The sequence below is a fragment of the Streptococcus gwangjuense genome, assembly GCF_003627155.1.
GTDB classification, from domain to species: domain Bacteria; phylum Bacillota; class Bacilli; order Lactobacillales; family Streptococcaceae; genus Streptococcus; species Streptococcus gwangjuensis.
This window is the reverse complement of the sequence record NZ_CP032621.1, coordinates 1,770,101-1,794,243: the sequence shown is the minus strand read 5'-3', so window position 1 is coordinate 1,794,243 and position 24,143 is coordinate 1,770,101. Positions and strand designations below refer to the sequence as shown.

At 38.8% G+C, this 24,143-nt stretch carries 19 protein-coding genes, 3 tRNA genes, 3 rRNA genes and 1 other RNA gene; all 26 read left to right on the top strand.

Annotated elements, in window-relative coordinates; translation table 11 throughout:
* Positions 1–150: 150 nt before the first annotated feature.
* The 26 genes from dnaN to D7D53_RS08945 all read left to right on the top strand — a co-directional run bounded on the left by dnaN (position 151) and on the right by D7D53_RS08945 (position 24,136).
* Positions 151–1,287 carry a DNA polymerase III subunit beta gene (gene dnaN / locus D7D53_RS09070; protein WP_042751910.1) on the top strand — a complete coding sequence of 379 codons (1,137 nt, stop codon included), beginning with the start codon at positions 151–153 and terminating at the stop codon, positions 1,285–1,287.
* Between the two features lie 64 nt (positions 1,288–1,351).
* Positions 1,352–1,546: a DUF951 domain-containing protein gene (locus D7D53_RS09065; protein WP_000285186.1), complete on the top strand. Its 195-nt coding sequence runs from the start codon at positions 1,352–1,354 to the stop codon at positions 1,544–1,546.
* A gap of 84 nt (positions 1,547–1,630) precedes the next feature.
* A complete protein-coding gene (gene ychF, locus D7D53_RS09060; protein WP_004269823.1) occupies positions 1,631–2,746 on the top strand; it encodes a redox-regulated ATPase YchF in 1,116 nt (371 codons plus the stop codon).
* Positions 2,747–2,818: 72 nt separating this feature from the next.
* Positions 2,819–3,388, top strand: coding sequence for an aminoacyl-tRNA hydrolase (pth, locus tag D7D53_RS09055; protein WP_004255263.1), 570 nt, complete (start codon positions 2,819–2,821; stop codon positions 3,386–3,388).
* Positions 3,389–6,892, top strand: a complete 3,504-nt coding sequence (gene mfd / locus D7D53_RS09050; protein WP_120770755.1) for a transcription-repair coupling factor — start codon at positions 3,389–3,391, stop codon at positions 6,890–6,892.
* Positions 6,893–6,949: 57 nt separating this feature from the next.
* Positions 6,950–7,216, top strand: coding sequence for an RNA-binding S4 domain-containing protein (locus tag D7D53_RS09045; protein WP_120770754.1), 267 nt, complete (start codon positions 6,950–6,952; stop codon positions 7,214–7,216).
* Positions 7,209–7,577 carry a septum formation initiator family protein gene (locus tag D7D53_RS09040; RefSeq protein WP_000041905.1) on the top strand — a complete coding sequence of 123 codons (369 nt, stop codon included), beginning with the start codon at positions 7,209–7,211 and terminating at the stop codon, positions 7,575–7,577. Before D7D53_RS09045 ends, D7D53_RS09040 begins: the two co-directional genes overlap by 8 nt.
* A gap of 4 nt (positions 7,578–7,581) precedes the next feature.
* A complete protein-coding gene (locus tag D7D53_RS10295) occupies positions 7,582–7,704 on the top strand; it encodes an SP_0009 family protein (protein ID WP_000429334.1) in 123 nt (40 codons plus the stop codon).
* The gene (locus D7D53_RS09035; protein WP_120770753.1) at positions 7,697–8,965 is read left to right on the top strand and encodes a serine hydrolase; all 1,269 of its coding nucleotides are present in this window, start codon (positions 7,697–7,699) and stop codon (positions 8,963–8,965) included. Before D7D53_RS10295 ends, D7D53_RS09035 begins: the two co-directional genes overlap by 8 nt.
* Complete coding sequence (tilS, locus tag D7D53_RS09030; protein ID WP_120770752.1) at positions 8,962–10,239, top strand: tRNA lysidine(34) synthetase TilS; 1,278 nt, start codon at positions 8,962–8,964, stop codon at positions 10,237–10,239. Before D7D53_RS09035 ends, tilS begins: the two co-directional genes overlap by 4 nt.
* 4 nt (positions 10,240–10,243) lie before the next feature.
* Positions 10,244–10,786, top strand: coding sequence for a hypoxanthine phosphoribosyltransferase (hpt, locus tag D7D53_RS09025; protein ID WP_033682551.1), 543 nt, complete (start codon positions 10,244–10,246; stop codon positions 10,784–10,786).
* A gap of 15 nt (positions 10,787–10,801) precedes the next feature.
* Complete coding sequence (gene ftsH / locus D7D53_RS09020; protein ID WP_070842143.1) at positions 10,802–12,760, top strand: ATP-dependent zinc metalloprotease FtsH; 1,959 nt, start codon at positions 10,802–10,804, stop codon at positions 12,758–12,760.
* 120 nt (positions 12,761–12,880) lie between these two features.
* Complete coding sequence (locus tag D7D53_RS09015) at positions 12,881–13,360, top strand: sigma-70 family RNA polymerase sigma factor (RefSeq protein WP_120770751.1); 480 nt, start codon at positions 12,881–12,883, stop codon at positions 13,358–13,360.
* A gap of 93 nt (positions 13,361–13,453) precedes the next feature.
* Positions 13,454–13,525 (top strand) — tRNA-Glu (locus tag D7D53_RS09010).
* A 241-nt stretch (positions 13,526–13,766) separates the two neighbouring features.
* Positions 13,767–15,312: ribosomal RNA gene (locus D7D53_RS09005) — 16S ribosomal RNA — on the top strand.
* A 51-nt stretch (positions 15,313–15,363) separates the two neighbouring features.
* Positions 15,364–15,436: transfer RNA gene (locus D7D53_RS09000), tRNA-Ala, on the top strand.
* 126 nt (positions 15,437–15,562) lie between these two features.
* Positions 15,563–18,464, top strand: a 23S ribosomal RNA gene (locus D7D53_RS08995).
* Between the two features lie 76 nt (positions 18,465–18,540).
* Positions 18,541–18,656 (top strand): 5S ribosomal RNA (gene rrf / locus D7D53_RS08990).
* The 16S, 23S and 5S rRNA genes sit together here with 3 tRNA genes alongside, the layout of an rRNA operon.
* 5 nt (positions 18,657–18,661) lie before the next feature.
* Positions 18,662–18,735: transfer RNA gene (locus D7D53_RS08985), tRNA-Asn, on the top strand.
* Between the two features lie 206 nt (positions 18,736–18,941).
* Positions 18,942–20,293 (top strand): IS3 family transposase gene (locus D7D53_RS08975; RefSeq protein ID WP_120770750.1). Its coding sequence is split into 2 segments (ribosomal slippage): positions 18,942–19,386 and positions 19,386–20,293, totalling 1,353 coding nucleotides; the frame shifts between segments, so codons are not numbered across the junction.
* A 275-nt stretch (positions 20,294–20,568) separates the two neighbouring features.
* Entirely contained in the window at positions 20,569–20,805 is a 237-nt protein-coding gene (comW, locus tag D7D53_RS08970) for a sigma(X)-activator ComW (RefSeq protein ID WP_120770749.1), read from the top strand.
* Positions 20,806–21,035: 230 nt separating this feature from the next.
* A complete protein-coding gene (locus D7D53_RS08965; protein ID WP_001832534.1) occupies positions 21,036–22,322 on the top strand; it encodes an adenylosuccinate synthase in 1,287 nt (428 codons plus the stop codon).
* 199 nt (positions 22,323–22,521) lie between these two features.
* Positions 22,522–22,989, top strand: coding sequence for a tRNA adenosine(34) deaminase TadA (tadA, locus tag D7D53_RS08960; protein WP_120770748.1), 468 nt, complete (start codon positions 22,522–22,524; stop codon positions 22,987–22,989).
* 32 nt (positions 22,990–23,021) lie between these two features.
* Positions 23,022–23,119: signal recognition particle sRNA small type (gene ffs, locus D7D53_RS08955), an RNA gene on the top strand.
* Between the two features lie 56 nt (positions 23,120–23,175).
* Positions 23,176–23,619 (top strand): dUTP diphosphatase, encoded by a 444-nt coding sequence (locus D7D53_RS08950; RefSeq protein WP_061864865.1) that lies wholly within the window; start codon positions 23,176–23,178, stop codon positions 23,617–23,619.
* Complete coding sequence (locus D7D53_RS08945; protein WP_162927897.1) at positions 23,579–24,136, top strand: histidine phosphatase family protein; 558 nt, start codon at positions 23,579–23,581, stop codon at positions 24,134–24,136. Before D7D53_RS08950 ends, D7D53_RS08945 begins: the two co-directional genes overlap by 41 nt.
* Positions 24,137–24,143 lie beyond the last annotated feature (7 nt).

The following is a 24,143-nucleotide window of genomic DNA, read 5'->3' as shown; positions in this document are numbered from 1 at the left end:
TAACTTTTACTTTATTATCTTTTTTATCCACATTTTTTAAACAAACCAAAAAACTTGATATTACTTGTTTAAAGTCTGTTTTCCACAGATTTCACAGACTCTATTATTACTATTATCCTTCTAATACTAAAAATAAATAAAGGAGAATCCATGATTCATTTTTCAATTAATAAAAATTTATTTCTACAAGCTTTAAATACTACTAAGAGAGCTATTAGTTCTAAAAATGCCATTCCAATTTTATCAACTGTCAAAATTGACGTGACCAATGAAGGTGTTACTTTAATTGGTTCAAATGGTCAAATTTCAATTGAAAATTTTATTTCTCAAAAAAATGAAGATGCTGGTTTGTTAATTACTTCTTTAGGTTCAATTCTTCTTGAAGCTTCTTTCTTTATCAATGTTGTATCTAGTCTACCTGATGTGACTCTTGATTTTAAAGAAATTGAACAAAATCAAATTGTTTTAACTAGCGGCAAATCAGAAATTACCCTAAAAGGAAAAGATAGCGAGCAATATCCACGAATCCAAGAAATTTCAGCAAGCACTCCTTTAATTCTTGAAACAAAATTACTTAAGAAAATTATCAATGAAACAGCTTTTGCTGCAAGTACACAAGAAAGTCGTCCAATTTTAACAGGTGTTCATTTTGTATTGAGCCAACACAAAGAGTTAAAAACAGTTGCAACAGACTCTCATCGTCTAAGCCAGAAAAAATTAACGCTTGAAAAAAATAGTGATGATTTTGATGTCGTGATTCCTAGCCGTTCTCTACGCGAATTTTCAGCAGTATTTACAGACGATATTGAAACTGTAGAGATTTTCTTTGCCAACAATCAAATCCTCTTTAGAAGCGAAAATATTAGCTTCTATACTCGTTTGTTAGAAGGTAACTATCCTGATACAGATCGTTTGATTCCAACAGACTTTAACACTACTATTACTTTTGATGTTGTAAACTTACGCCAGTCAATGGAGCGTGCTCGCCTTTTATCAAGTGCGACTCAAAATGGTACTGTAAAACTTGAAATAAAAGATGGGGTTGTTAGCGCTCATGTTCACTCTCCAGAAGTTGGTAAAGTAAACGAAGAAATCGATACTGATCAAGTTACTGGTGAAGATTTGACCATTAGTTTCAATCCAACTTATTTGATTGATTCCCTTAAGGCTTTAAATAGCGAAAAGGTGACCATTAGCTTTATCTCAGCCGTTCGTCCATTTACTCTTGTGCCAGCAGACACTGATGAGGACTTCATGCAGCTCATTACACCAGTTCGTACAAATTAAGTGAAAGAGGTTGAGCCTAGCTCGCCTCTTTTATGATATAATCGAAAAAGAAAAGGAGAGTAGTATGTATCAAGTTGGAAATTTTGTTGAAATGAAAAAACCACATGCTTGCACCATCAAGTCAACAGGAAAAAAAGCTAATCGTTGGGAAATTACACGTGTAGGAGCAGATATAAAAATCAAATGTAGCAATTGTGACCATGTTGTCATGATGGGGCGCTATGATTTTGATCGAAAAATGAATAAAATTATTGACTGAGAACTCTTAGTTAGAGGGTTAGCACTTTATCCCTTTTTGTGTTATAATATTAGGGATTGAAATGAAAACGGAGAATGAGAAAATATGGCTTTAACAGCAGGTATCGTTGGTTTGCCAAACGTTGGTAAATCAACACTATTTAATGCAATTACAAAAGCAGGAGCAGAGGCAGCAAACTACCCATTTGCGACGATTGATCCAAACGTTGGAATGGTAGAAGTTCCAGATGAACGCCTCCAAAAATTGACGGAAATGATTACTCCTAAAAAGACAGTTCCAACAACATTTGAGTTTACAGATATCGCAGGGATTGTAAAAGGTGCATCAAAAGGAGAAGGGCTAGGGAATAAATTCTTGGCCAATATCCGTGAAGTAGATGCGATTGTTCATGTAGTTCGTGCTTTTGATGATGAAAATGTCATGCGCGAGCAAGGACGTGAAGATGCTTTTGTGGATCCCCTGGCAGATATTGATACTATTAACCTAGAGTTGATTCTTGCTGACTTAGAATCAGTTAACAAACGATATGCGCGTGTAGAAAAGATGGCACGTACGCAAAAAGATAAAGAATCAGTAGCAGAGTTTAATGTTCTTCAAAAGATTAAACCTGTTCTTGAAGATGGAAAATCAGCTCGAACTATTGAATTTACAGATGAAGAACAAAAAGTTGTCAAAGGTCTCTTCCTTTTGACCACTAAACCAGTTCTTTATGTTGCTAATGTGGATGAAGATGTGGTTTCAGAACCTGACTCTATCGACTATGTTAAACAAATTCGTGAATTTGCAGCGACAGAAAATGCTGAAGTAGTCGTTATTTCTGCGCGTGCTGAGGAAGAAATTTCTGAGTTAGACGATGAAGATAAGCAAGAGTTTCTTGAAGCACTTGGGTTGACAGAATCAGGCGTTGACAAGTTGACTCGCGCTGCTTACCACTTGCTTGGACTGGGAACTTATTTCACAGCTGGTGAAAAAGAAGTTCGCGCTTGGACCTTCAAACGTGGTATGAAGGCTCCTCAAGCAGCTGGTATTATCCACTCAGACTTTGAAAAAGGATTTATTCGTGCAGTAACCATGTCATATGAGGATCTAGTGAAATACGGATCTGAAAAGGCCGTAAAAGAAGCTGGGCGCTTGCGTGAAGAAGGTAAAGAATATATCGTTCAAGATGGCGATATCATGGAATTCCGCTTTAATGTCTAAAGAAATTAATGAATAGTGTCAATTAGGTTGGAAAAAAATTCCAACCCTTTTGGCTTTTGAAAGGAAAAATAAATGACCAAATTACTTGTAGGATTAGGAAATCCAGGGGATAAATATTTTGAAACAAAACACAATGTTGGATTTATGTTGATTGACCAACTAGCGAAGAAACAGAATGTCACTTTTACACATGATAAGATATTTCAAGCTGACCTAGCATCCTTTTTCCTAAATGGAGAAAAAATTTATCTTGTCAAACCAACGACATTTATGAATGAAAGCGGAAAAGCGGTTCATGCTTTATTAACTTATTATGGTTTAGATATTGAAGATTTACTCATCATTTACGATGACCTTGACATGGAAGTTGGAAAGATTCGCTTAAGAGCAAAGGGATCCGCAGGTGGTCATAATGGTATCAAGTCTATTATTCAACATATTGGAACCCAGACATTTAATCGTGTTAAGATTGGAATCGGAAGACCTAAAAATGGAATGTCAGTTGTTAACCATGTTTTGAGTAAGTTTGACAAGGATGATTATATTGGTATTTTACAGTCTATTGACAAAGTTGACGATTCTGTAAACTACTATTTACAAGAGAAAAACTTTGAAAAAACGATGCAGAGGTATAACGGATAAATGGTGGCCTTATTAGATTTATTCTCAGAAAATGATCAGATAAAAAAATGGCATCAAAATCTGACAGATAAGAAAAGACAATTAATGTTAGGCTTGTCAACTTCTACAAAAGCTTTAGCAATTGCTAGTAGTTTGAGACAGGAAGATAAGATTGTGTTATTGACGTCAACTTATGGAGAAGCAGAAGGACTTGTTAGTGATCTTATATCTGTCTTGGGTGAGGAACTTATCTATCCATTTTTGGTAGATGACTCCCCTATGGTCGAGTTTTTGATGTCTTCACAAGAAAAAATCATTTCACGGGTTGAAGCCTTGCGTTTTTTGACTGATTCATCTAAGAAAGGGATTTTAGTTTGTAATATCGCAGCAAGTCGATTGATTTTACCGTCTCCCAATATATTTAAAGATAGTATTGTAAAAATAACAGTTGGTGAAGAATATGACCAACACGCACTTATCCATCAGTTAAAAGAGATAGGCTATCGAAAAGTTACACAAGTACAAACTCAAGGCGAATTTAGTCTGCGAGGAGATATTTTAGATATTTTTGAAATATCCCAGTTAGAACCTTACCGAATCGAATTTTTTGGTGATGAAGTCGATGGTATTAGGTCATTTGAAGTCGAAACACAATTATCGAAAGAAAATCAGACAGAACTCACTATCTTTCCAGCTAGTGATATGCTTTTGAGAGAAAAGGATTATCAACGAGGACAGTCAGCTTTAGAAAAACAAATTTCAAAAACGTTATCACCTATTTTAAAATCATACTTAGAAGAAATTCTTTCAAGTTTTAACCAAAAACAAATTCATTCTGATTCACGGAAATTTTTATCTTTGTGTTATGATAAGACATGGACTGTTTTTGACTATATTGAAAAAGATACCCCAGTATTCTTTGATGATTATCAGAAATTGATGAATCAGTATGAAGTCTTTGAAAGGGAGTTAGCACAATACTTTACAGAAGAATTACAGAACAGTAAAGCATTTTCTGAGATGCAGTATTTTGCTGATACAGAGCAAATCTACAAAAAACAGAGTCCGGTTACCTTTTTCTCTAATCTTCAAAAAGGGTTAGGAAATCTCAAGTTTGACAAAATTTATCAATTTAATCAATATCCTATGCAGGAGTTTTTCAATCAATTTTCTTTTCTAAAAGAAGAAATTGAGAGATACAAAAAAATGGATTATACTATTATCCTGCAGTCTAGCAATTCAATGGGAAGTAAAACATTGGAGGATGTTTTAGAGGAATACCAGATTAAATTGGATTCCATAGATAAGTCAAGTATTTGTAAAGAATCTGTAAACTTAATCGAGGGTAATCTCAGACATGGTTTTCATTTTGTAGATGAAAAGGTTTTATTGATAACTGAACATGAGATTTTTCAAAAGAAATTGAAACGTCGTTTTCGAAGACAACATGTTTCAAACGCAGAGAGATTAAAAGATTACAATGAACTTGAAAAAGGAGATTACGTTGTTCACCATATCCATGGAATTGGTCAATATCTAGGGATTGAAACCATTGAAATCAAAGGGATTCACCGTGATTATGTTAGTGTTCAATACCAAAACGGGGATCAAATCTCTATCCCAGTGGAACAGATTCATCTGCTTTCCAAATACGTTTCAAGTGACGGGAAAGCTCCTAAACTCAATAAATTAAATGACGGTCATTTCAAAAAAGCCAAGCAAAAAGTTAAGAACCAGGTAGAGGATATAGCTGACGATTTAATCAAACTTTATTCTGAACGCAGCCAGTTGAAGGGTTTTGCTTTCTCAGCTGATGATGAGGATCAACATGCTTTTGATGATGCCTTCCCTTATGTTGAAACGGATGATCAACTTCGTAGTGTTGAGGAAATCAAGAGAGATATGCAGGCTTCTCAGCCAATGGATCGACTTTTAGTTGGGGATGTTGGTTTTGGAAAGACTGAAGTTGCTATGCGTGCAGCCTTTAAGGCAGTCAATGATCACAAACAGGTTGTCGTTCTAGTTCCGACAACGGTTTTAGCGCAACAGCACTATACGAATTTTAAGGAACGATTCCAAAATTTTGCAGTTAATATTGATGTATTGAGTCGCTTTAGAAGTAAAAAAGAGCAGACTGAAACACTTGAAAAATTGAAAAAGGGTCAAGTTGATATTTTGATTGGAACACATCGTGTTTTGTCAAAAGATGTTATGTTTGCTGATTTGGGCTTGATGATTATTGATGAGGAACAGCGATTTGGTGTCAAGCATAAGGAAACCTTGAAAGAATTGAAGAAACAAGTGGATGTTCTAACTTTGACAGCAACGCCGATTCCTCGTACCCTTCACATGTCTATGCTGGGAATCAGAGATTTGTCTGTTATTGAAACTCCGCCGACTAATCGTTATCCAGTGCAAACCTATGTCTTAGAAAAGAATGATAGTGTGATTCGTGATGCTGTCTTGCGTGAAATGGAGCGTGGAGGTCAAGTTTACTATCTTTACAATAAAGTTGACACAATTGATCAGAAGGTTTCAGAATTACAGGAGTTGATTCCAGAGGCTTCGATTGGGTATGTTCATGGGCAAATGAGTGAGATTCAGTTAGAAAATACTCTACTAGATTTCATTGAAGGTCAGTATGATATCTTGGTGACAACTACCATTATTGAGACAGGGGTGGACATTCCAAATGCCAATACTTTATTTATTGAAAATGCGGATCATATGGGCTTGTCAACCTTGTATCAGTTAAGAGGAAGAGTCGGTCGTAGTAATCGTATTGCTTATGCCTATCTCATGTATCGTCCAGAAAAATCAATCAGTGAAGTCTCCGAGAAGAGATTAGAAGCGATTAAAGGATTTACAGAATTGGGCTCTGGATTTAAGATTGCAATGCGAGATCTTTCGATTCGTGGAGCAGGAAATCTCTTAGGCAAGTCTCAGTCTGGTTTCATTGATTCTGTTGGTTTTGAATTGTATTCGCAATTACTAGAGGAAGCTATTGCTAAACGACATGGTAATGGGAACATAAGGACCAAAGGAAATGCCGAATTGATTTTACAAATTGATGCTTATCTTCCTGATACCTATATTTCTGATCAACGACATAAGATTGAAGTTTACAAGAAAATTCGTCAAATTGACAACCGTGTCAATTATGAGGAGTTACAAGAAGAGCTGATGGACCGTTTTGGAGAATACCCAGATGTGGTTGCTTATCTTTTAGAGATTGGTTTAGTCAAGTCATATTTGGACAAGGTCTTTGTTCAACGTGTGGAAAGAAAAGAGAATAAGATTACAGTCCAATTTGAAAAAATTACTCAGCGACTGTTCTTGGCTCAAGATTATTTTAAATCTTTATCAGCAACGAATTTAAAAGCAGCCATAACTGAGAATAAGGGATTAATGGAAGTTGTATTTGATATCCGAAACAAGAAGGACTATGAAATTTTAGAAGGTCTGCTCATTTTTGGAGAAAGGTTATTAGAGATAAAAGAATCAAAGGAAGCAATTTCCTTTTAACATTTTTCTTCTATAAAGGGGATAAAAATGGTACAATAATAATTTGAGGTAATAAAAATGAGATTAGATAAATATTTAAAAGTATCAAGAATTATCAAGCGTCGTACAGTCGCAAAAGAAGTAGCAGATAAAGGTAGAATTAAGGTAAATGGAATTTTGGCTAAAAGTTCAACGGACTTGAAAGTTAATGACAAAGTTGAAATTCGCTTTGGCAATAAGTTGCTACTTGTAAAAGTACTGGAGATGAAAGATAGTACAAAAAAAGAAGATGCGGCAGGAATGTATGAAATTATCAGTGAAACACGGGTAGAAGAAAATGTCTAAAAATATCGTACAATTGAATAATTCTTTTATTCAAAATGAACACCAACGTCGTCGCTATCTGATGAAAGAACGACAAAAACGTAATCGTTTCATGGGTTGGGTTCTTATTTTGATGATTTTATTGTTCATTTTACCAACTTATAATCTTGCTCAAAGCTATCATCAATTACTCCAAAGACGTCAACAGTTATCAGACTTGCAAACTCAGTATCAAACCTTGAGTGAGGAAAAGGAGAAAGAGACAGCTTTTGCCACAAAGTTGAAAGATGAAGATTACGCTGCTAAATACATGCGTGCAAAATATTATTATTCTAAGAATCGGGAAGCTGTTTATACGATTCCTGACTTGCTCCCAAGGTGATAAAATGGAAAATTTATTAGATGTAATAGAGCAATTTTTGAGTCTATCGGATGAAAAGCTGGAAGAGTTGGCTGATAAAAATCAATTATTGCGTTTACAAGAAGAAAAGGAAAGGAAGAATGCGTAAATTCTTAATTATTTTGTTGTTACCGAGTTTTTTGACCATTTCAAAAGTCGTTAGCACAGAAAAAGAAGTAGTCTATACTTCAAAAGAAATTTATTACCTTTCACAATCTGACTTTGGTATTTATTTTAGAGAAAAATTAAGTTCTCCCATGGTTTATGGAGAGATTCCTGTTTATGCGAATGAAGATTTAGTAGTGGAATCTGGAAAATTGATTCCCAAAATAAGTTTTCAAATAACCGAGTGGCGCTTGAATAAACAAGGGATTCCAGTATTTAAGTTATCTAACCATCAATTTATTGCTGCAGACAAACGATTTTTATATGATCAATCAGAGGTAACTCCAACAATAAAAAAAGTATGGTTAGAATCTGATTTTAAACTGTACAATAGTCCTTATGATTTAAAAGAAGTGAAATCATCCTTATCAGCTTATTCGCAAGTTTCAATTGATAAGACCATGTTTGTAGAAGGGAAAGAATTTCTACATATTGATCAAGTTGGATGGGTATATAAGGAATTAACTTCTGAAGAAGATAATCGGATGAATAAAGTGCAAGAAATATTATCTGAAAAATATCAGAAAACTTCTTTCTCTATTTATGTTAAGCAACTGACTACTGGAAAAGAAGCTGGTATCAATCAAGATGAAAAGATGTATGCAGCTAGCATTTTAAAATTACCTTATCTCTACTATACGCAAGAAAAAATAAATGAGGGTCTTTATCAGTTAGACACGACTGTAAAATACGTATCAGCAGTCAATGATTTTCCAGGTTCTTATAAACCAGAGGGAAGTGGTAGTCTCCCTAAAAAAGAGGATAATAAAGAGTATTCTATAAAGGACTTAATCACAAAAGTATCTAAAGAATCGGATAATGTAGCTCATAATCTATTGGGATATTACATTTCAAATCAATCTGATGCTATATTCAAATCCAAGACGTCTGCTATTATGGGAGATGATTGGGATTCCAAAGAAAAATTGATTTCTTCCAAGATGGCCGGGAAGGTCATGGAAGCTATTTATAATCAAAATGGATTTGTGCTAGAGTCTTTGACTAAAACAGATTTTGATAATCAGCGAATTGCCAAAGGTGTTTCTGTTAAAGTAGCTCATAAAATTGGAGATGCGGATGAATTTAAGCATGATACAGGTGTTGTTTATGCAGATTCTCCATTTATTCTTTCTATTTTCACAAAGAATTCTGATTATGATACGATTTCTAAGATAGCCAAAGATGTTTATGAGGTTCTAAAATGAGAGAACAAGATTTTTTAAATCATTTTCTTAATAAGGGATATTTCAAAAAACATGCTAAGGTGGTGCTAGCTCTTTCTGGTGGATTAGATTCTATGTTTCTATTTAAGGTATTATCTACGTATCAAAAAGAGTTAGAAATTGAATTGATTCTAGCTCATGTGAATCATAAGCAGCGAGTAGAATCAGATTGGGAAGAAAAGGAATTAAGGAAGTTGGCTGCTGAAGCAGAGCTTCCTATTTATATCAGCAATTTTTCAGGAGAATTTTCGGAAGCGCGTGCTCGAGATTTTCGTTATGAATTTTTTAAAAAAGTCATGAAAAAGACAGGTGCGACAGCCTTAGTCACTGCTCACCATGCTGATGACCAGGTGGAAACGATTTTGATGCGCTTGATTCGAGGCACTCGTTTGCGCTATCTATCAGGAATTAAGGAGAAGCAAGTTGTCGGAGAGATAGAAATCATTCGTCCCTTCTTGCATTTTCAAAAAAAAGACTTTCCACCAATTTTTCACTTTGAAGATATATCAAATCAGGAAAATCATTATTTGCGCAACCGTATTCGAAACTCTTATTTACCAGAATTGGAAAAAGAAAATCCTCGATTTAGGGATGCAATATTGAGAATCGGTAATGAAATTTTAGATTATGACATAGCCATAGCTGAATTATCAAAGAATATTGATGTAGAAAATGTAGAGCAGCTATTGTCTTACTCTGAGTCCACACAAAGAGTTTTACTTCAAACTTATCTGAATCGTTTTACAGATTTGAATCTTACAAAAGCTCAGTTTGATGAAGTTCGACAGATTTTAAAAACTAAAAGCCAGTATCGTCATCCGCTTAAAAATGGTTATGAATTAGTAAAAGAGTATCAACAGTTTCGGATTTGTAAAATCAGTCCTCAGGCTGATGAAAAGGAAGAGGAACTTGTGTTACACTATCAAAATCAGGTATCTTATCAAGGATATTTATTTTCCTTTGGGATTCGATTAGAAGGTGAATCAATTCAACAAATACCTGTTTCACGGGAAACATCAATACACATTCGTCATCGAAAAAGAGGAGATTTTTTGATTCAAAATGGGCATAGAAAAAAACTCAGACGTCTATTTATTGATTTGAAAATCCCTATGGAAAAGCGAAAATCTGCTCTGATTATTGAGCAATTTGGTGAAATTGTCTCAATTTTGGGAATTGCGACCAGTAATTTGAGTAAAAACACGAAAAATGATATAATGAACACTGTACTTTATATAGAAAAAATAGATAGGTAAAAAAATGTTAGAAAACGATATTAAAAAAATCCTCGTTTCACACGATGAAATTACAGCAGCTGCTAAAAAATTAGGTGCTCAATTAACTAAGGACTATGCAGGAAAAAATCCAATCTTAGTTGGGATTTTAAAAGGATCTATTCCTTTTATGGCTGAATTGGTTAAACATATCGACACACATATTGAAATGGACTTCATGATGGTTTCTAGCTACCATGGTGGAACAGCAAGTAGTGGTGTCATCAATATCAAGCAAGATGTGACTCAAGATATCAAAGGAAGACATGTTCTATTTGTAGAGGATATCATTGATACAGGACAAACTTTGAAGAATTTGCGAGATATGTTTATTGAAAGAGAAGCTGCTTCTGTTAACATTGCAACCTTGTTGGATAAACCAGAAGGACGTGTTGTAGAAATTGAGGCAGACTATACTTGCTTTACTATTCCCAATGAGTTTGTAGTAGGTTATGGTTTAGACTACAAAGAAAATTATCGTAACCTTCCTTATGTTGGAGTATTGAAAGAAGAAGTATATTCAAATTAGAAAGAACAATTTTTAATGAAAAAACAAAATAATGGTTTAATTAAAAATCCTTTTCTATGGTTATTACTTATTTTTTTCCTAGTTACAAGTTACCAGTATTTTAGTACAGGTAGTGTTGCAGGGAAAAGTGAGCAAATTAATTATACAGAATTGGTAAAAGAAATTACCGATGACAATGTAAAAGAATTGACTTACCAACCAAATGGCAGTGTTATCGAAGTTTCAGGTGTTTATAAAAATCCTAAAACAAGTAAAGAAGAAACAGGCATTCAGTTCTTTTCTCCATCTGCTACAACAGTAGAGAAATTTTCAAGCATCATTCTTCCTTCAGATACGACGGTATCAGAATTACAAAAGCTTGCTTCTGACCATAAAGCGGAAGTAACTGTTAAGCATGAAAGTTCAAGTGGTATGTGGATTAATATTCTTGTATCCATTGTGCCATTCGGTATTCTTTTCTTCTTCCTATTCTCTATGATGGGAAATATGGGAGGAAATAATAGCCGTAACCCGATGAGTTTTGGACGTAGTAAGGCTAAAGCTGCAAATAAAGAAGATATTAAAGTAAGATTTTCAGATGTTGCTGGAGCTGAGGAAGAAAAACAAGAACTAGTTGAAGTTGTTGAATTTTTAAAAGATCCAAAACGATTTACAAAACTTGGAGCCCGTATTCCAGCAGGTGTTCTTTTGGAGGGACCTCCGGGAACAGGTAAAACTTTGCTTGCTAAAGCAGTCGCCGGAGAAGCAGGTGTTCCATTCTTTAGTATCTCAGGTTCTGACTTTGTAGAAATGTTTGTCGGAGTTGGAGCTAGTCGTGTTCGTTCTCTTTTTGAAGATGCTAAAAAAGCAGCACCAGCTATTATCTTTATCGATGAAATTGATGCTGTTGGACGTCAACGTGGAGTCGGTCTTGGCGGAGGTAATGACGAACGTGAGCAAACCTTGAATCAACTCTTGATTGAGATGGACGGTTTTGAGGGAAATGAAGGGATTATCGTTATCGCTGCGACAAACCGTTCAGATGTACTTGATCCTGCCCTTTTGCGTCCAGGACGTTTTGATAGAAAAGTATTGGTTGGCCGTCCTGATGTTAAAGGTCGCGAAGCAATCTTGAAAGTTCATGCTAAGAACAAGCCTTTAGCAGAAGATGTTGATTTGAAATTAGTTGCCCAACAAACTCCAGGTTTTGTTGGTGCTGATTTAGAGAATGTATTGAATGAGGCGGCTCTAGTTGCTGCTCGTCGAAATAAATCGATAATTGATGCTTCAGATATTGATGAAGCAGAAGATAGAGTTATTGCTGGTCCTTCTAAGAAAGATAAGACAGTTTCACAAAAAGAACGTGAATTGGTTGCCTACCATGAGGCTGGACATACTATTGTTGGTTTAGTCTTGTCGAATGCCCGCGTTGTCCATAAGGTTACAATTGTACCACGTGGCCGTGCAGGTGGTTACATGATTGCACTTCCTAAGGAAGATCAAATGCTTCTATCTAAAGAAGATATGAAAGAGCAATTGGCTGGTTTAATGGGTGGCCGTGTAGCTGAAGAAATTATCTTTAATGTCCAAACTACAGGAGCTTCAAACGACTTTGAACAAGCAACGCAAATGGCGCGTGCAATGGTTACAGAGTATGGTATGAGTGAAAAACTTGGTCCAGTACAATATGAAGGAAACCATGCTATGTTTGGTGCACAGAGTCCTCAAAAATCAATTTCAGAACAAACAGCTTATGAAATTGACGAGGAAGTTCGTTCATTATTAAATGAAGCACGAAATAAAGCTGCTGAAATTATTCAGTCAAATCGTGAAACTCACAAGTTGATTGCAGAAGCATTATTGAAATATGAAACATTGGATAGCACACAAATTAAATCTCTCTATGAAACAGGAAAGATGCCTGAAACAGTAGAAGAGGAATCTCATGCATTATCTTATGATGAAGTGAAGTCAAAAATGAATGACGAAAAATAACCCTGAGAGAGGCAAACCCTCTCTTTTTTGTGCAGTTGAGGCAGTGTAGAGAACAGAATGGGGAAAATGGGACAAAAGTGTATCTGAATCTGTTAGACTGTATCTAGAAAGGGGAACAATATGATTGAAGAATTGTATGAAGAAGTCCGAGGCATTGTGTACAAGTGTAGAAATGAATATCATCTCCATTTATGGGAGCTATCGGATTGGGATCAAGAGGGTATGATTTGTTTACATGAATTGATCAGTAGAGAAGAAGGACTAGTAGAAGATACACCACGCTTACGTAGATACTTCAAAACTAAATTCCGGAATCGGATTTTAGACTATATCCGTAAACAAGAAAGCCAGAAGCGTAGATATGATAAAGAACCTTATGAAGAAGTAGGTGAGCTCAGTCATCGTATCAGTGAGGGCGGTCTGTGGCTAGATGACTATTATCTCTTTCATGAGACACTAAGAGATTATAGAAACAAACAAAGTAAAGATAAACAAGAAGAGTTAGAACGTGTCTTAAGAAACGAACGCTTCCGAGGTCGTCAAAGAGTATTAAGAGACTTACGTATTGTGTTTAAAGAGTTTGACATCCGTACTCATTAGGAAGTCATGCAAAAAAATAGAAAAAAGATAAAAAAAGTAGTTGACAAAGTTTAAAAAGTGGGTATAATAGTAAGAGTTGAAAATAACAACTCAGGTCCGTTGGTCAAGGGGTTAAGACACCGCCTTTTCACGGCGGTAACACGGGTTCGAATCCCGTACGGACTATGGTATGTTGCAGATGAAACACTTGATGAAAAAAGTTTAAAAAAGTTTCAAAAAAGTGTTGACAAGCGAAAGCGACTGTGATATACTAATATAGTTGTCACTTGAGAGAAGCAAATGACAAAGACCTTTGAAAACTGAACAAGACGAACCAATGTGCAGGGCACTACAACTAATGTTGTAGTACTGAACAATGAAAAAACAATAAATCTGTCAGTGACAGAAATGAGTGAGAACTCAAACTTTTAATGAGAGTTTGATCCTGGCTCAGGACGAACGCTGGCGGCGTGCCTAATACATGCAAGTAGAACGCTGAAGGAGGAGCTTGCTTCTCCGGATGAGTTGCGAACGGGTGAGTAACGCGTAGGTAACCTGCCTGGTAGCGGGGGATAACTATTGGAAACGATAGCTAATACCGCATAATAGTAGATGTTGCATGACATTTGCTTAAAAGGTGCAATTGCATCACTACCAGATGGACCTGCGTTGTATTAGCTAGTTGGTGGGGTAACGGCTCACCAAGGCGACGATACATAGCCGACCTGAGAGGGTGATCGGCCACACTGGGACTGAGACACGGCCCAGACTCCTACGGGAGGCAGCAGTAGGGAATCTTCGGCAATGGACGGAAGTCTGACCGAGCAACGCCGCGTGAGTGAAGAAGGTTTTCGGATCGTAAAGCTCTGTTGTAAGAGAAGAACGAGTGTGAGAGTGGAAAGTTCACACTGTGACGGTATCTTACCAGAAAGGGACGGCTAACTACGTGCCAGCAGCCGCGGTAATACGTAGGTCCCGAGCGTTGTCCGGATTTATTGGGCGTAAAGCGAGCGCAGGCGGTTAGATAAGTCTGAAGTTAAAGGCTGTGGCTTAACCATAGTACGCTTTGGAAACTGTTTAACTTGAGTGCAAGAGGGGAGAGTGGAATTCCATGTGTAGCGGTGAAATGCGTAGATATATGGAGGAACACCGGTGGCGAAAGCGGCTCTCTGGCTTGTAACTGACGCTGAGGCTCGAAAGCGTGGGGAGCAAACAGGATTAGATACCCTGGTAGTCCACGCCGTAAACGATGAGTGCTAGGTGTTAGACCCTTTCCGGGGTTTAGTGCCGCAGCTAACGCATTAAGCACTCCGCCTGGGGAGTACGACCGCAAGGTTGAAACTCAAAGGAATTGACGGGGGCCCGCACAAGCGGTGGAGCATGTGGTTTAATTCGAAGCAACGCGAAGAACCTTACCAGGTCTTGACATCCCTCTGACCGCTCTAGAGATAGAGCTTTCCTTCGGGACAGAGGTGACAGGTGGTGCATGGTTGTCGTCAGCTCGTGTCGTGAGATGTTGGGTTAAGTCCCGCAACGAGCGCAACCCCTATTGTTAGTTGCCATCATTCAGTTGGGCACTCTAGCGAGACTGCCGGTAATAAACCGGAGGAAGGTGGGGATGACGTCAAATCATCATGCCCCTTATGACCTGGGCTACACACGTGCTACAATGGCTGGTACAACGAGTCGCAAGCCGGTGACGGCAAGCTAATCTCTTAAAGCCAGTCTCAGTTCGGATTGTAGGCTGCAACTCGCCTACATGAAGTCGGAATCGCTAGTAATCGCGGATCAGCACGCCGCGGTGAATACGTTCCCGGGCCTTGTACACACCGCCCGTCACACCACGAGAGTTTGTAACACCCGAAGTCGGTGAGGTAACCGTAAGGAGCCAGCCGCCTAAGGTGGGATAGATGATTGGGGTGAAGTCGTAACAAGGTAGCCGTATCGGAAGGTGCGGCTGGATCACCTCCTTTCTAAGGATAAGGAACTGCGCATTGGTCTTGTTTAGTCTTGAGAGGTCTTGTGGGGCCTTAGCTCAGCTGGGAGAGCGCCTGCTTTGCACGCAGGAGGTCAGCGGTTCGATCCCGCTAGGCTCCATTGGTGAGAGATCACCAAGTAATGCACATTGAAAATTGAATATCTATATCAAATAGTAACAAGAAAATAAACCGAAAACGCTGTAGTATTAATAAGAGTTTATGACTGAAAGGTCAGAAAAAATAAGGTTAAGTTAATAAGGGCGCACGGTGGATGCCTTGGCACTAGGAGCCGAAGAAGGACGTGACAAACGACGATATGCCTTGGGTAGCTGTAAGTAAGCGATGATCCAGGGATTTCCGAATGGGGGAACCCAACAGGTACTACCTGTTACCCACATCTGTTAAGGATGTGAGGAGGAAGACGCAGTGAACTGAAACATCTAAGTAGCTGCAGGAAGAGAAAGCAAAAGCGATTGCCTTAGTAGCGGCGAGCGAAACGGCAGGAGGGCAAACCGAAGAGTTTACTCTTCGGGGTTGTAGGACTGCAATGTGGACTCAAAGATTATAGAAGAATGATTTGGGAAGATCAGCCAAAGAGAGTAATAGCCTCGTATTTAAAATAGTCTTTGTACCTAGCAGTATCCTGAGTACGGCGGGACACGTGAAATCCCGTCGGAATCTGGGAGGACCATCTCCCAACCCTAAATACTCCCTAGTGACCGATAGTGAACCAGTACCGTGAGGGAAAGGTGAAAAGCACCCCGGGAGGGGAGTGAAATAGAACCTGAAACCGTGTGCCTACAACAAGTTCGAGCCCGTTAATGGGTGAGAGCGTGCCTTTTGTAGAATGAACCGGCGAGTTACGTTATGATGCGAGGTTAAGTTGAAGAGACGGAGCCGTAGGGAAACCGAGTCTGAATAGGGCGCCTTAGTATCATGACGTAGACCCGAAACCATGTGACCTACCCATGAGCAGGTTGAAGGTGCGGTAAGACGCACTGGAGGACCGAACCAGGGCACGTTGAAAAGTGCTTGGATGACTTGTGGGTAGCGGAGAAATTCCAAACGAACTTGGAGATAGCTGGTTCTCTCCGAAATAGCTTTAGGGCTAGCGTCGACATTAGAGATTCTTGGAGGTAGAGCACTGTTTGGGTGAGGGGTCCATCCCGGATTACCAATCTCAGATAAACTCCGAATGCCAATGAATTATGGTCGGCAGTCAGACTGCGAGTGCTAAGATCCGTAGTCGAAAGGGAAACAGCCCAGACCACCAGCTAAGGTCCCAAAATAATTGTTAAGTGGAAAAGGATGTGGGGTTGCACAGACAACTAGGATGTTAGCTTAGAAGCAGCTATTCATTCAAAGAGTGCGTAATAGCTCACTAGTCGAGTGACCCTGCGCCGAAAATGTACCGGGGCTAAAACAATTTACCGAAGCTGTGGATACCTTTATAGGTATGGTAGGAGAGCGTTCTATGTGTGATGAAGGTGTACCGTGAGGAGTGCTGGAACGCATAGAAGTGAGAATGCCGGTATGAGTAGCGAAAGACAGGTGAGAATCCTGTCCACCGTAAGACTAAGGTTTCCAGGGGAAGGCTCGTCCGCCCTGGGTTAGTCGGGACCTAAGGAGAGACCGAAAGGTGTATCCGATGGACAACAGGTTGATATTCCTGTACTAGAGTATGTAGTGATGGAGGGACGCAGTAGGCTAACTAAAGCAGACGATTGGAAGTGTCTGTCTAAGCAGTGAGGTGTGAACTGAGTCAAATGCTTAGTTCTATAACATTGAGCTGTGATGGGGAGCGAAGTTTAGTAGCGAAGTTAGTGACGTCACACTGCCAAGAAAAGCTTCTAGCGTTTAAACATACTCTACCCGTACCGCAAACCGACACAGGTAGTCGAGGCGAGTAGCCTCAGGTGAGCGAGAGAACTCTCGTTAAGGAACTCGGCAAAATGACCCCGTAACTTCGGGAGAAGGGGTGCTGACTTTACGTCAGCCGCAGTGAATAGGCCCAAGCAACTGTTTATCAAAAACACAGCTCTCTGCTAAATCGTAAGATGATGTATAGGGGGTGACGCCTGCCCGGTGCTGGAAGGTTAAGAGGAGTGCTTAGCGTAAGCGAAGGTATGAATTGAAGCCCCAGTAAACGGCGGCCGTAACTATAACGGTCCTAAGGTAGCGAAATTCCTTGTCGGGTAAGTTCCGACCCGCACGAAAGGCGTAATGATTTGGGCACTGTCTCAACGAGAGACTCGGTGAAATTTTAGTACCTGTGAAGATGCAGGTTACCCGCGACAGGACGGAAAGACCCCATGGAGCTTTACTGCAGTTTGATATTGAGTGTCTGTACCACATGTACAGGATAGGTAGGAGTCTATGAGATCGGGACGCCAGTTTCGAAGGAGACGTTGTTGGGATACTACCCTTGTGTTATGGCCACTCTAACCCGGATAGGTGATCCCTATCGGAGACAGTGTCTGACGGGCAGTTTGACTGGGGCGGTCGCCTCCTAAAAGGTAACGGAGGCGCCCAAAGGTTCCCTCAGAATGGTTGGAAATCATTCGCAGAGTGTAAAGGTATAAGGGAGCTTGACTGCGAGAGCTACAACTCGAGCAGGGACGAAAGTCGGGCTTAGTGATCCGGTGGTTCCGTATGGAAGGGCCATCGCTCAACGGATAAAAGCTACCCTGGGGATAACAGGCTTATCTCCCCCAAGAGTTCACATCGACGGGGAGGTTTGGCACCTCGATGTCGGCTCGTCGCATCCTGGGGCTGTAGTCGGTCCCAAGGGTTGGGCTGTTCGCCCATTAAAGCGGCACGCGAGCTGGGTTCAGAACGTCGTGAGACAGTTCGGTCCCTATCCGTCGCGGGCGTAGGAAATTTGAGAGGATCTGCTCCTAGTACGAGAGGACCAGAGTGGACTTACCGCTGGTGTACCAGTTGTCTTGCCAAAGGCATCGCTGGGTAGCTATGTAGGGAAGGGATAAACGCTGAAAGCATCTAAGTGTGAAACCCACCTCAAGATGAGATTTCCCATGATTTTATATCAGTAAGAGCCCTGAGAGATGATCAGGTAGATAGGTTAGAAGTGGAAGTGTGGCGACACATGTAGCGGACTAATACTAATAGCTCGAGGACTTATCCAAAGTAACTGAGAATATGAAAGCGAACGGTTTTCTTAGTTTGAATAGATATTCAATTTTGAGTAGGTATTACTCAGAGTTAAGTGACGATAGCCTAGGAGATACACCTGTACCCATGCCGAACACAGAAGTTAAGCCCTAGAACGCCGGAAGTAGTTGGGGGTTGCCCCCTGTGAGATATGGAAGTCGCTTAGCTTTAATCCGCCATAGCTCAGTTGGTAGTAGCGCATGACTGTTAATCATGATGTCGTAGGTTCGAGTCCTACTGGCGGAGTAGTTAAGAAAAACAAGAAAGGACACATTTCGTCCTTTCTTTTTTGATGTTTATAGCGATGAAAATCCTTTTTTTGAAGTTTTCAAAGTGTTGACGATTTTATATTTGTCCTTGAGAAAGATTTAAAAAATAGTCTGAAAAATCTAACTTTGAACTGCACCCCAAAAGTTAGACAGAAATAATCTAACTTTTGGGGTATTTTTATTATGAAATTAATTTATTATAATAATAAAGTTAAGATCTATGAACTTAGAAAACAAGGATATGGCTTAGAGAAGCTTTCAAATAAATTTGGGATAAACAATTCTAATATTAGGTACATGATTAAATTGATTGATCGTTACGGAATAGAGTTCGTCAAAAAAGGAAAAAATCGTTACTATTCTCCTGATTTAAAACAAGAAATGATTCATAAAGTCTTACATGAAGGCTGGACTAAAGATAGAGTTTCTCTTGAATACGGCCTCCCAAGTCGTACGATACTTCTTAACTGGCTAGCACAATACAAGAAAAACGGGTATACTATTGTTGAGAAAACAAGAGGGAGAGTACCTAAAATGGGACGTAAGCCAAAAAAGAGACCTGAAGAGAGGACAGAATTAGAACGTCTTCAAGCAGAAAATGAGTACCTGAGAGCGGAGAATGCCATCCTAAAAAAGTTGAGAGAACTCCGATTGAAGGAGGAAAAAGAGAAAGAAGAAAGACAGAAATTGTTCAAGAATTAATGACTGAGTTTTCGTTAGATATTCTTCTAAAAGCCATTAAACTAGCTCGTTCGACCTACTACTATCACTTGAAACAGCTAGACAAACCAGATAAGAACCAAGAGCTTAAAGCTGAAATTCAATCCATTTTTATCGAACACAAGGGAAATTATGGTTGTCGTCGGGTTCATTTAGAACTAAGAAATCGTGGTTATCTGGTAAATCATAAAAGAGTTCAACGCTTGATGAAAGTACTCAATTTACAAGCTAAAATGCGACAGAAACGAAAATATTCTTCCCATAAAGGAGACGTTGGCAAGAAGGCAGATAACCTTATTCAACGTCAATTTGAAGGCTCTAAAACAATGGAAAAGTGCTACACAGATGTGTCAGAATTTGCCATTCCAGCAAGTACTCAAAAGCTTTACTTATCACCAGTTTTAGATGGCTTTAATAGCGAAATTATCGCCTATAATCTTTCAACTTCACCCAACTTAGAACAAGTAAAAACGATGTTGAAACAGGCCTTCACAGAGAAACACTACGAGAATACGATTCTCCATAGTGACCAAGGTTGGCAATACCAACACGATTCTTATCATCGGTTCCTAGAGAGTAAGGGAATTCAAGCATCCATGTCACGTAAGGGTAACAGCCCAGACAACGGTATGATGGAGTCCTTCTTTGGCATTCTGAAATCGGAGATGTTTTATGGTTATGAGAAGTCATTTCAGTCGCTTAAGCAATTGGAACAAGCTATTGTAGACTATATTGATTACTACAACAATAAACGAATTAAGGTAAAACTAAAAGGACTTAGCCCTGTACAATACAGAACTAAATCCTTTGGATAAATTAATTGTCTAACCTTTTGGGGTCAGTACATTATAATGCCTGATAATATGCGTTTTTCTTAATTTAAGATTTTTACCTCAGTCTCTTTTAGTATTTAACACAGTTAATAAGATCTATAATAGTCTAATTTAGGTAGTAAATTTCTTCCTATTCTGTCAACTTTTCCTATTTGTTATCTTTTTGAGGTTGGTATTTGAGCAATTCAGGATTTTATAATAACTGTTTATAATTTTTTGTTAGAATAAAATCATAAAAAGTAAAGGAGTGTATGCTTATGCTACAAAATATTTATGATCAGATGACTGATTTCTATGACAGTATCGAAGAAGAGTATGCTACTTTCTTTGGTAATAATTGGGACTGGGAACATTTTCATTTTAAATTTTTGATTTATTATTTAGTTAGATATGGCATTGGGTGTCGTAGGGATTTTATCGTTTACCATTATCGTGTTGCTTATCGTTTGTATCTTGAAAAATTGATAATGAAACAAGGTTTTGTTGCTTGTTGAGACAGTATGAGTTAATTTCCGAACAAATTTACTTTTTTATAGAAATATAATAATAAATAGCTGGTTATTTTTCTAAATCATTTTTTAATAGTTGGAAATAGCAAATCTTTCTATTGTTTCTTCTTGATAAAAAGGCGATTTTTTCTTATAATAAATTGTAAGATATAATTGCAGGTGAGAGTCCTGCCATGTATGTGAGAAAGGAAGAGCCTGAGGGCTCAGACAAGATTATGACTTCAGTTGTTGTTGTAGGTACCCAATGGGGTGATGAAGGTAAAGGGAAGATTACAGACTTCCTTTCAGCGAATGCAGAAGTGATTGCACGTTACCAAGGTGGTGATAATGCAGGCCACACGATTGTTATTGATGGTAAGAAGTTTAAATTGCACTTGATTCCATCTGGAATTTTCTTCCCTGAAAAAATCTCTGTTATTGGAAACGGTATGGTTGTAAATCCTAAATCTCTTGTAAAAGAGTTGAGCTATCTTCATGAGGAAGGTGTGACAACTGATAACTTGCGTATTTCTGATCGTGCCCATGTCATTTTGCCTTACCATATCGAGTTAGACCGTTTGCAAGAAGAAGCTAAGGGCGACAATAAGATTGGGACTACAATCAAGGGAATTGGTCCAGCTTATATGGACAAGGCTGCTCGTGTTGGGATTCGTATCGCAGATCTTTTGGATAAAGATATTTTCCGTGAGCGTTTAGAACGTAACCTTGCTGAAAAGAATCGTCTTTTTGAAAAATTGTATGACAGTAAAGCGATTGCTTTCGATGATATTTTTGAAGAATATTACGAATATGGTCAACAAATCAAGAAGTATGTGACAGATACATCTGTCATTTTGAATGATGCACTTGATAACGGTAAACGTGTGCTTTTTGAAGGTGCACAAGGTGTTATGCTAGATATCGACCAAGGTACTTATCCATTTGTTACGTCATCAAACCCTGTAGCTGGTGGTGTGACAATTGGTTCTGGTGTTGGTCCAAGTAAGATTGACAAGGTTGTAGGTGTATGTAAAGCTTATACGAGTCGTGTAGGAGATGGTCCTTTCCCAACTGAGTTGTTTGATGAAGTGGGAGAACGTATCCGTGAAGTCGGTCATGAATATGGTACAACAACTGGTCGTCCACGTCGTGTGGGTTGGTTTGACTCAGTTGTGATGCGTCATAGTCGTCGTGTTTCTGGTATTACTAATCTTTCATTGAACTCTATCGATGTTTTGAGCGGTTTGGATACTGTGAAAATCTGTGTGGCCTATGATCTTGATGGTCAACGTATTGACTACTATCCAGCTAGTCTTGAGCAATTGAAGCGTTGCAAGCCTATCTATGAAGAGTTGCCAGGTTGGTCAGAAGATATTACCGGAGTTCGTAATTTGGAAGATCTTCCTGAGAATGCGCGTAACTATGTTCGTCGTGTGAGTGAATTGGTTGGCGTTCGTATTTCTACTTTCTCAGTAGGTCCTGGTCGTGAACAAACAAATATTTTAGAAAGTGTTTGGTCCTAAGAGATTTTTAAGATTTGTTTAAGATAGGTCGGGTATACTATAGACAGTTACAAGAAGACCTCCTAACTTGTTGTAACAAATATCCTAAACTTTTCTTTTTCATAATAATCTCCCTATAAAGTCACCGCATTCGGTGGCTTTTTTTGTCTTGGGATTCATGATATAATAATAAAATCGATAAGTAGGAAAAGGGAAACGGATGAATTATACAGTTGAAGAAAAAGAAGTCTTTATGAGGGAAGCTTTGAGAGAGGCTGAGATTGCTCTTGAACACGATGAAATTCCAATTGGTTGTGTGATTGTCAAGGACGGAGAAATCATTGGCCGCGGGCATAATGCGCGTGAGGAACTGCAGCGAGCGGTTATGCATGCGGAGATTATGGCCATAGAGCATGCGAACCTGAGTGAGGAGAGTTGGCGCTTGCTGGATTGCACGCTTTTTGTGACCATTGAGCCTTGTGTCATGTGTAGTGGGGCAATTGGACTCGCCCGTATTCCCAACGTGGTCTATGGGGCTAAAAACCAGAAATTTGGCGCTGCTGGGAGTTTGTACGATATCTTGACAGATGAGCGTCTTAACCATCGTGTAGAGGTTGAAACGGGAATTTTGGAAGATGAATGCGCAGCTATTATGCAGGACTTCTTTAGAAATAGACGGAAAAAATAATTTTGCTTTTAAAATGAATAGGAATGTGATATAATAAATAGTGGAGCAACAGTTCTGCGTGAAGCGGGTCAGGGGAGGAATCCAGCAGCCCTAAGCGATTTGAATTGTGTGCTCTTTTTTTCGTGCTTTTTCCGAATAAATAAGATAGAATAATCTAGAGTAAATGATAATAGAAAAGAGAAAATGATGAAAATTCGTGGTTTTGAATTGGTTTCTAGTTTTACAGATGAAAATTTATTGCCCAAACGTGAGACAGCGCATGCGGCTGGTTACGACTTAAAGGTTGCTGTGCGTACAGTTATTGCGCCAGGAGAGATTGTATTGGTTCCGACAGGGGTTAAGGCTTATATGCAACCAACTGAGGTTCTCTATCTCTATGATCGCTCTTCAAACCCTCGTAAGAAGGGTTTGGTTTTGATTAATTCAGTTGGGGTCATTGATGGGGATTATTATGGAAATCCTGGGAATGAAGGGCATATTTTTGCGCAGATGAAGAATATCACAGACCAAGAGGTTGTTCTTGAAGTTGGAGAACGCGTTGTCCAGGCTGTCTTTGCTTCTTTCTTAATTGCAGATGGAGATGCAGCTGATGGTGTGCGGACTGGTGGTTTTGGGTCAACTGGACACTAAGATGAAGATTATCTTTTTACGTCACGGGGAGCCAGATTATTGTGAGTTAGAGGAACATTCTTATACGGGATTTGGGATAGATTTGGCACCCTTGTCTGAGAAGGGACGGCAACAAGCCCAGAAATTGAGCACCAATCCTTTACTCCCTTCAGCTGAAATAATCATATCTTCTTCAGTCACAAGAGCTTTAGAAACGGCTTTTTATGTGGTTTGTGCTACGGGACTTCCTTTGAGAGTGGAGCCATTATTACATGAATGGCAGGTCTATGAAAGTGGCACAGATAATTTTGAAAAAGCTCGTACTATGTTTCTAGAAAATAAGGGGGAGTTACTTCCTAATAGTCCTATTCAATATGAGACAGCTACGGAAATGAAGTCTCGTTTTCTAGAATGCATGGCTAAGTATCGAGATTACCAGACCGTGATAGTGGTAACTCACAACATGCTCATGCGCCAGTTTGTGCCAAATGAGAAGATTGATTTTTGCCAAGTGATTGAGTGTGAGTTAGAGATATAGAAAGAGG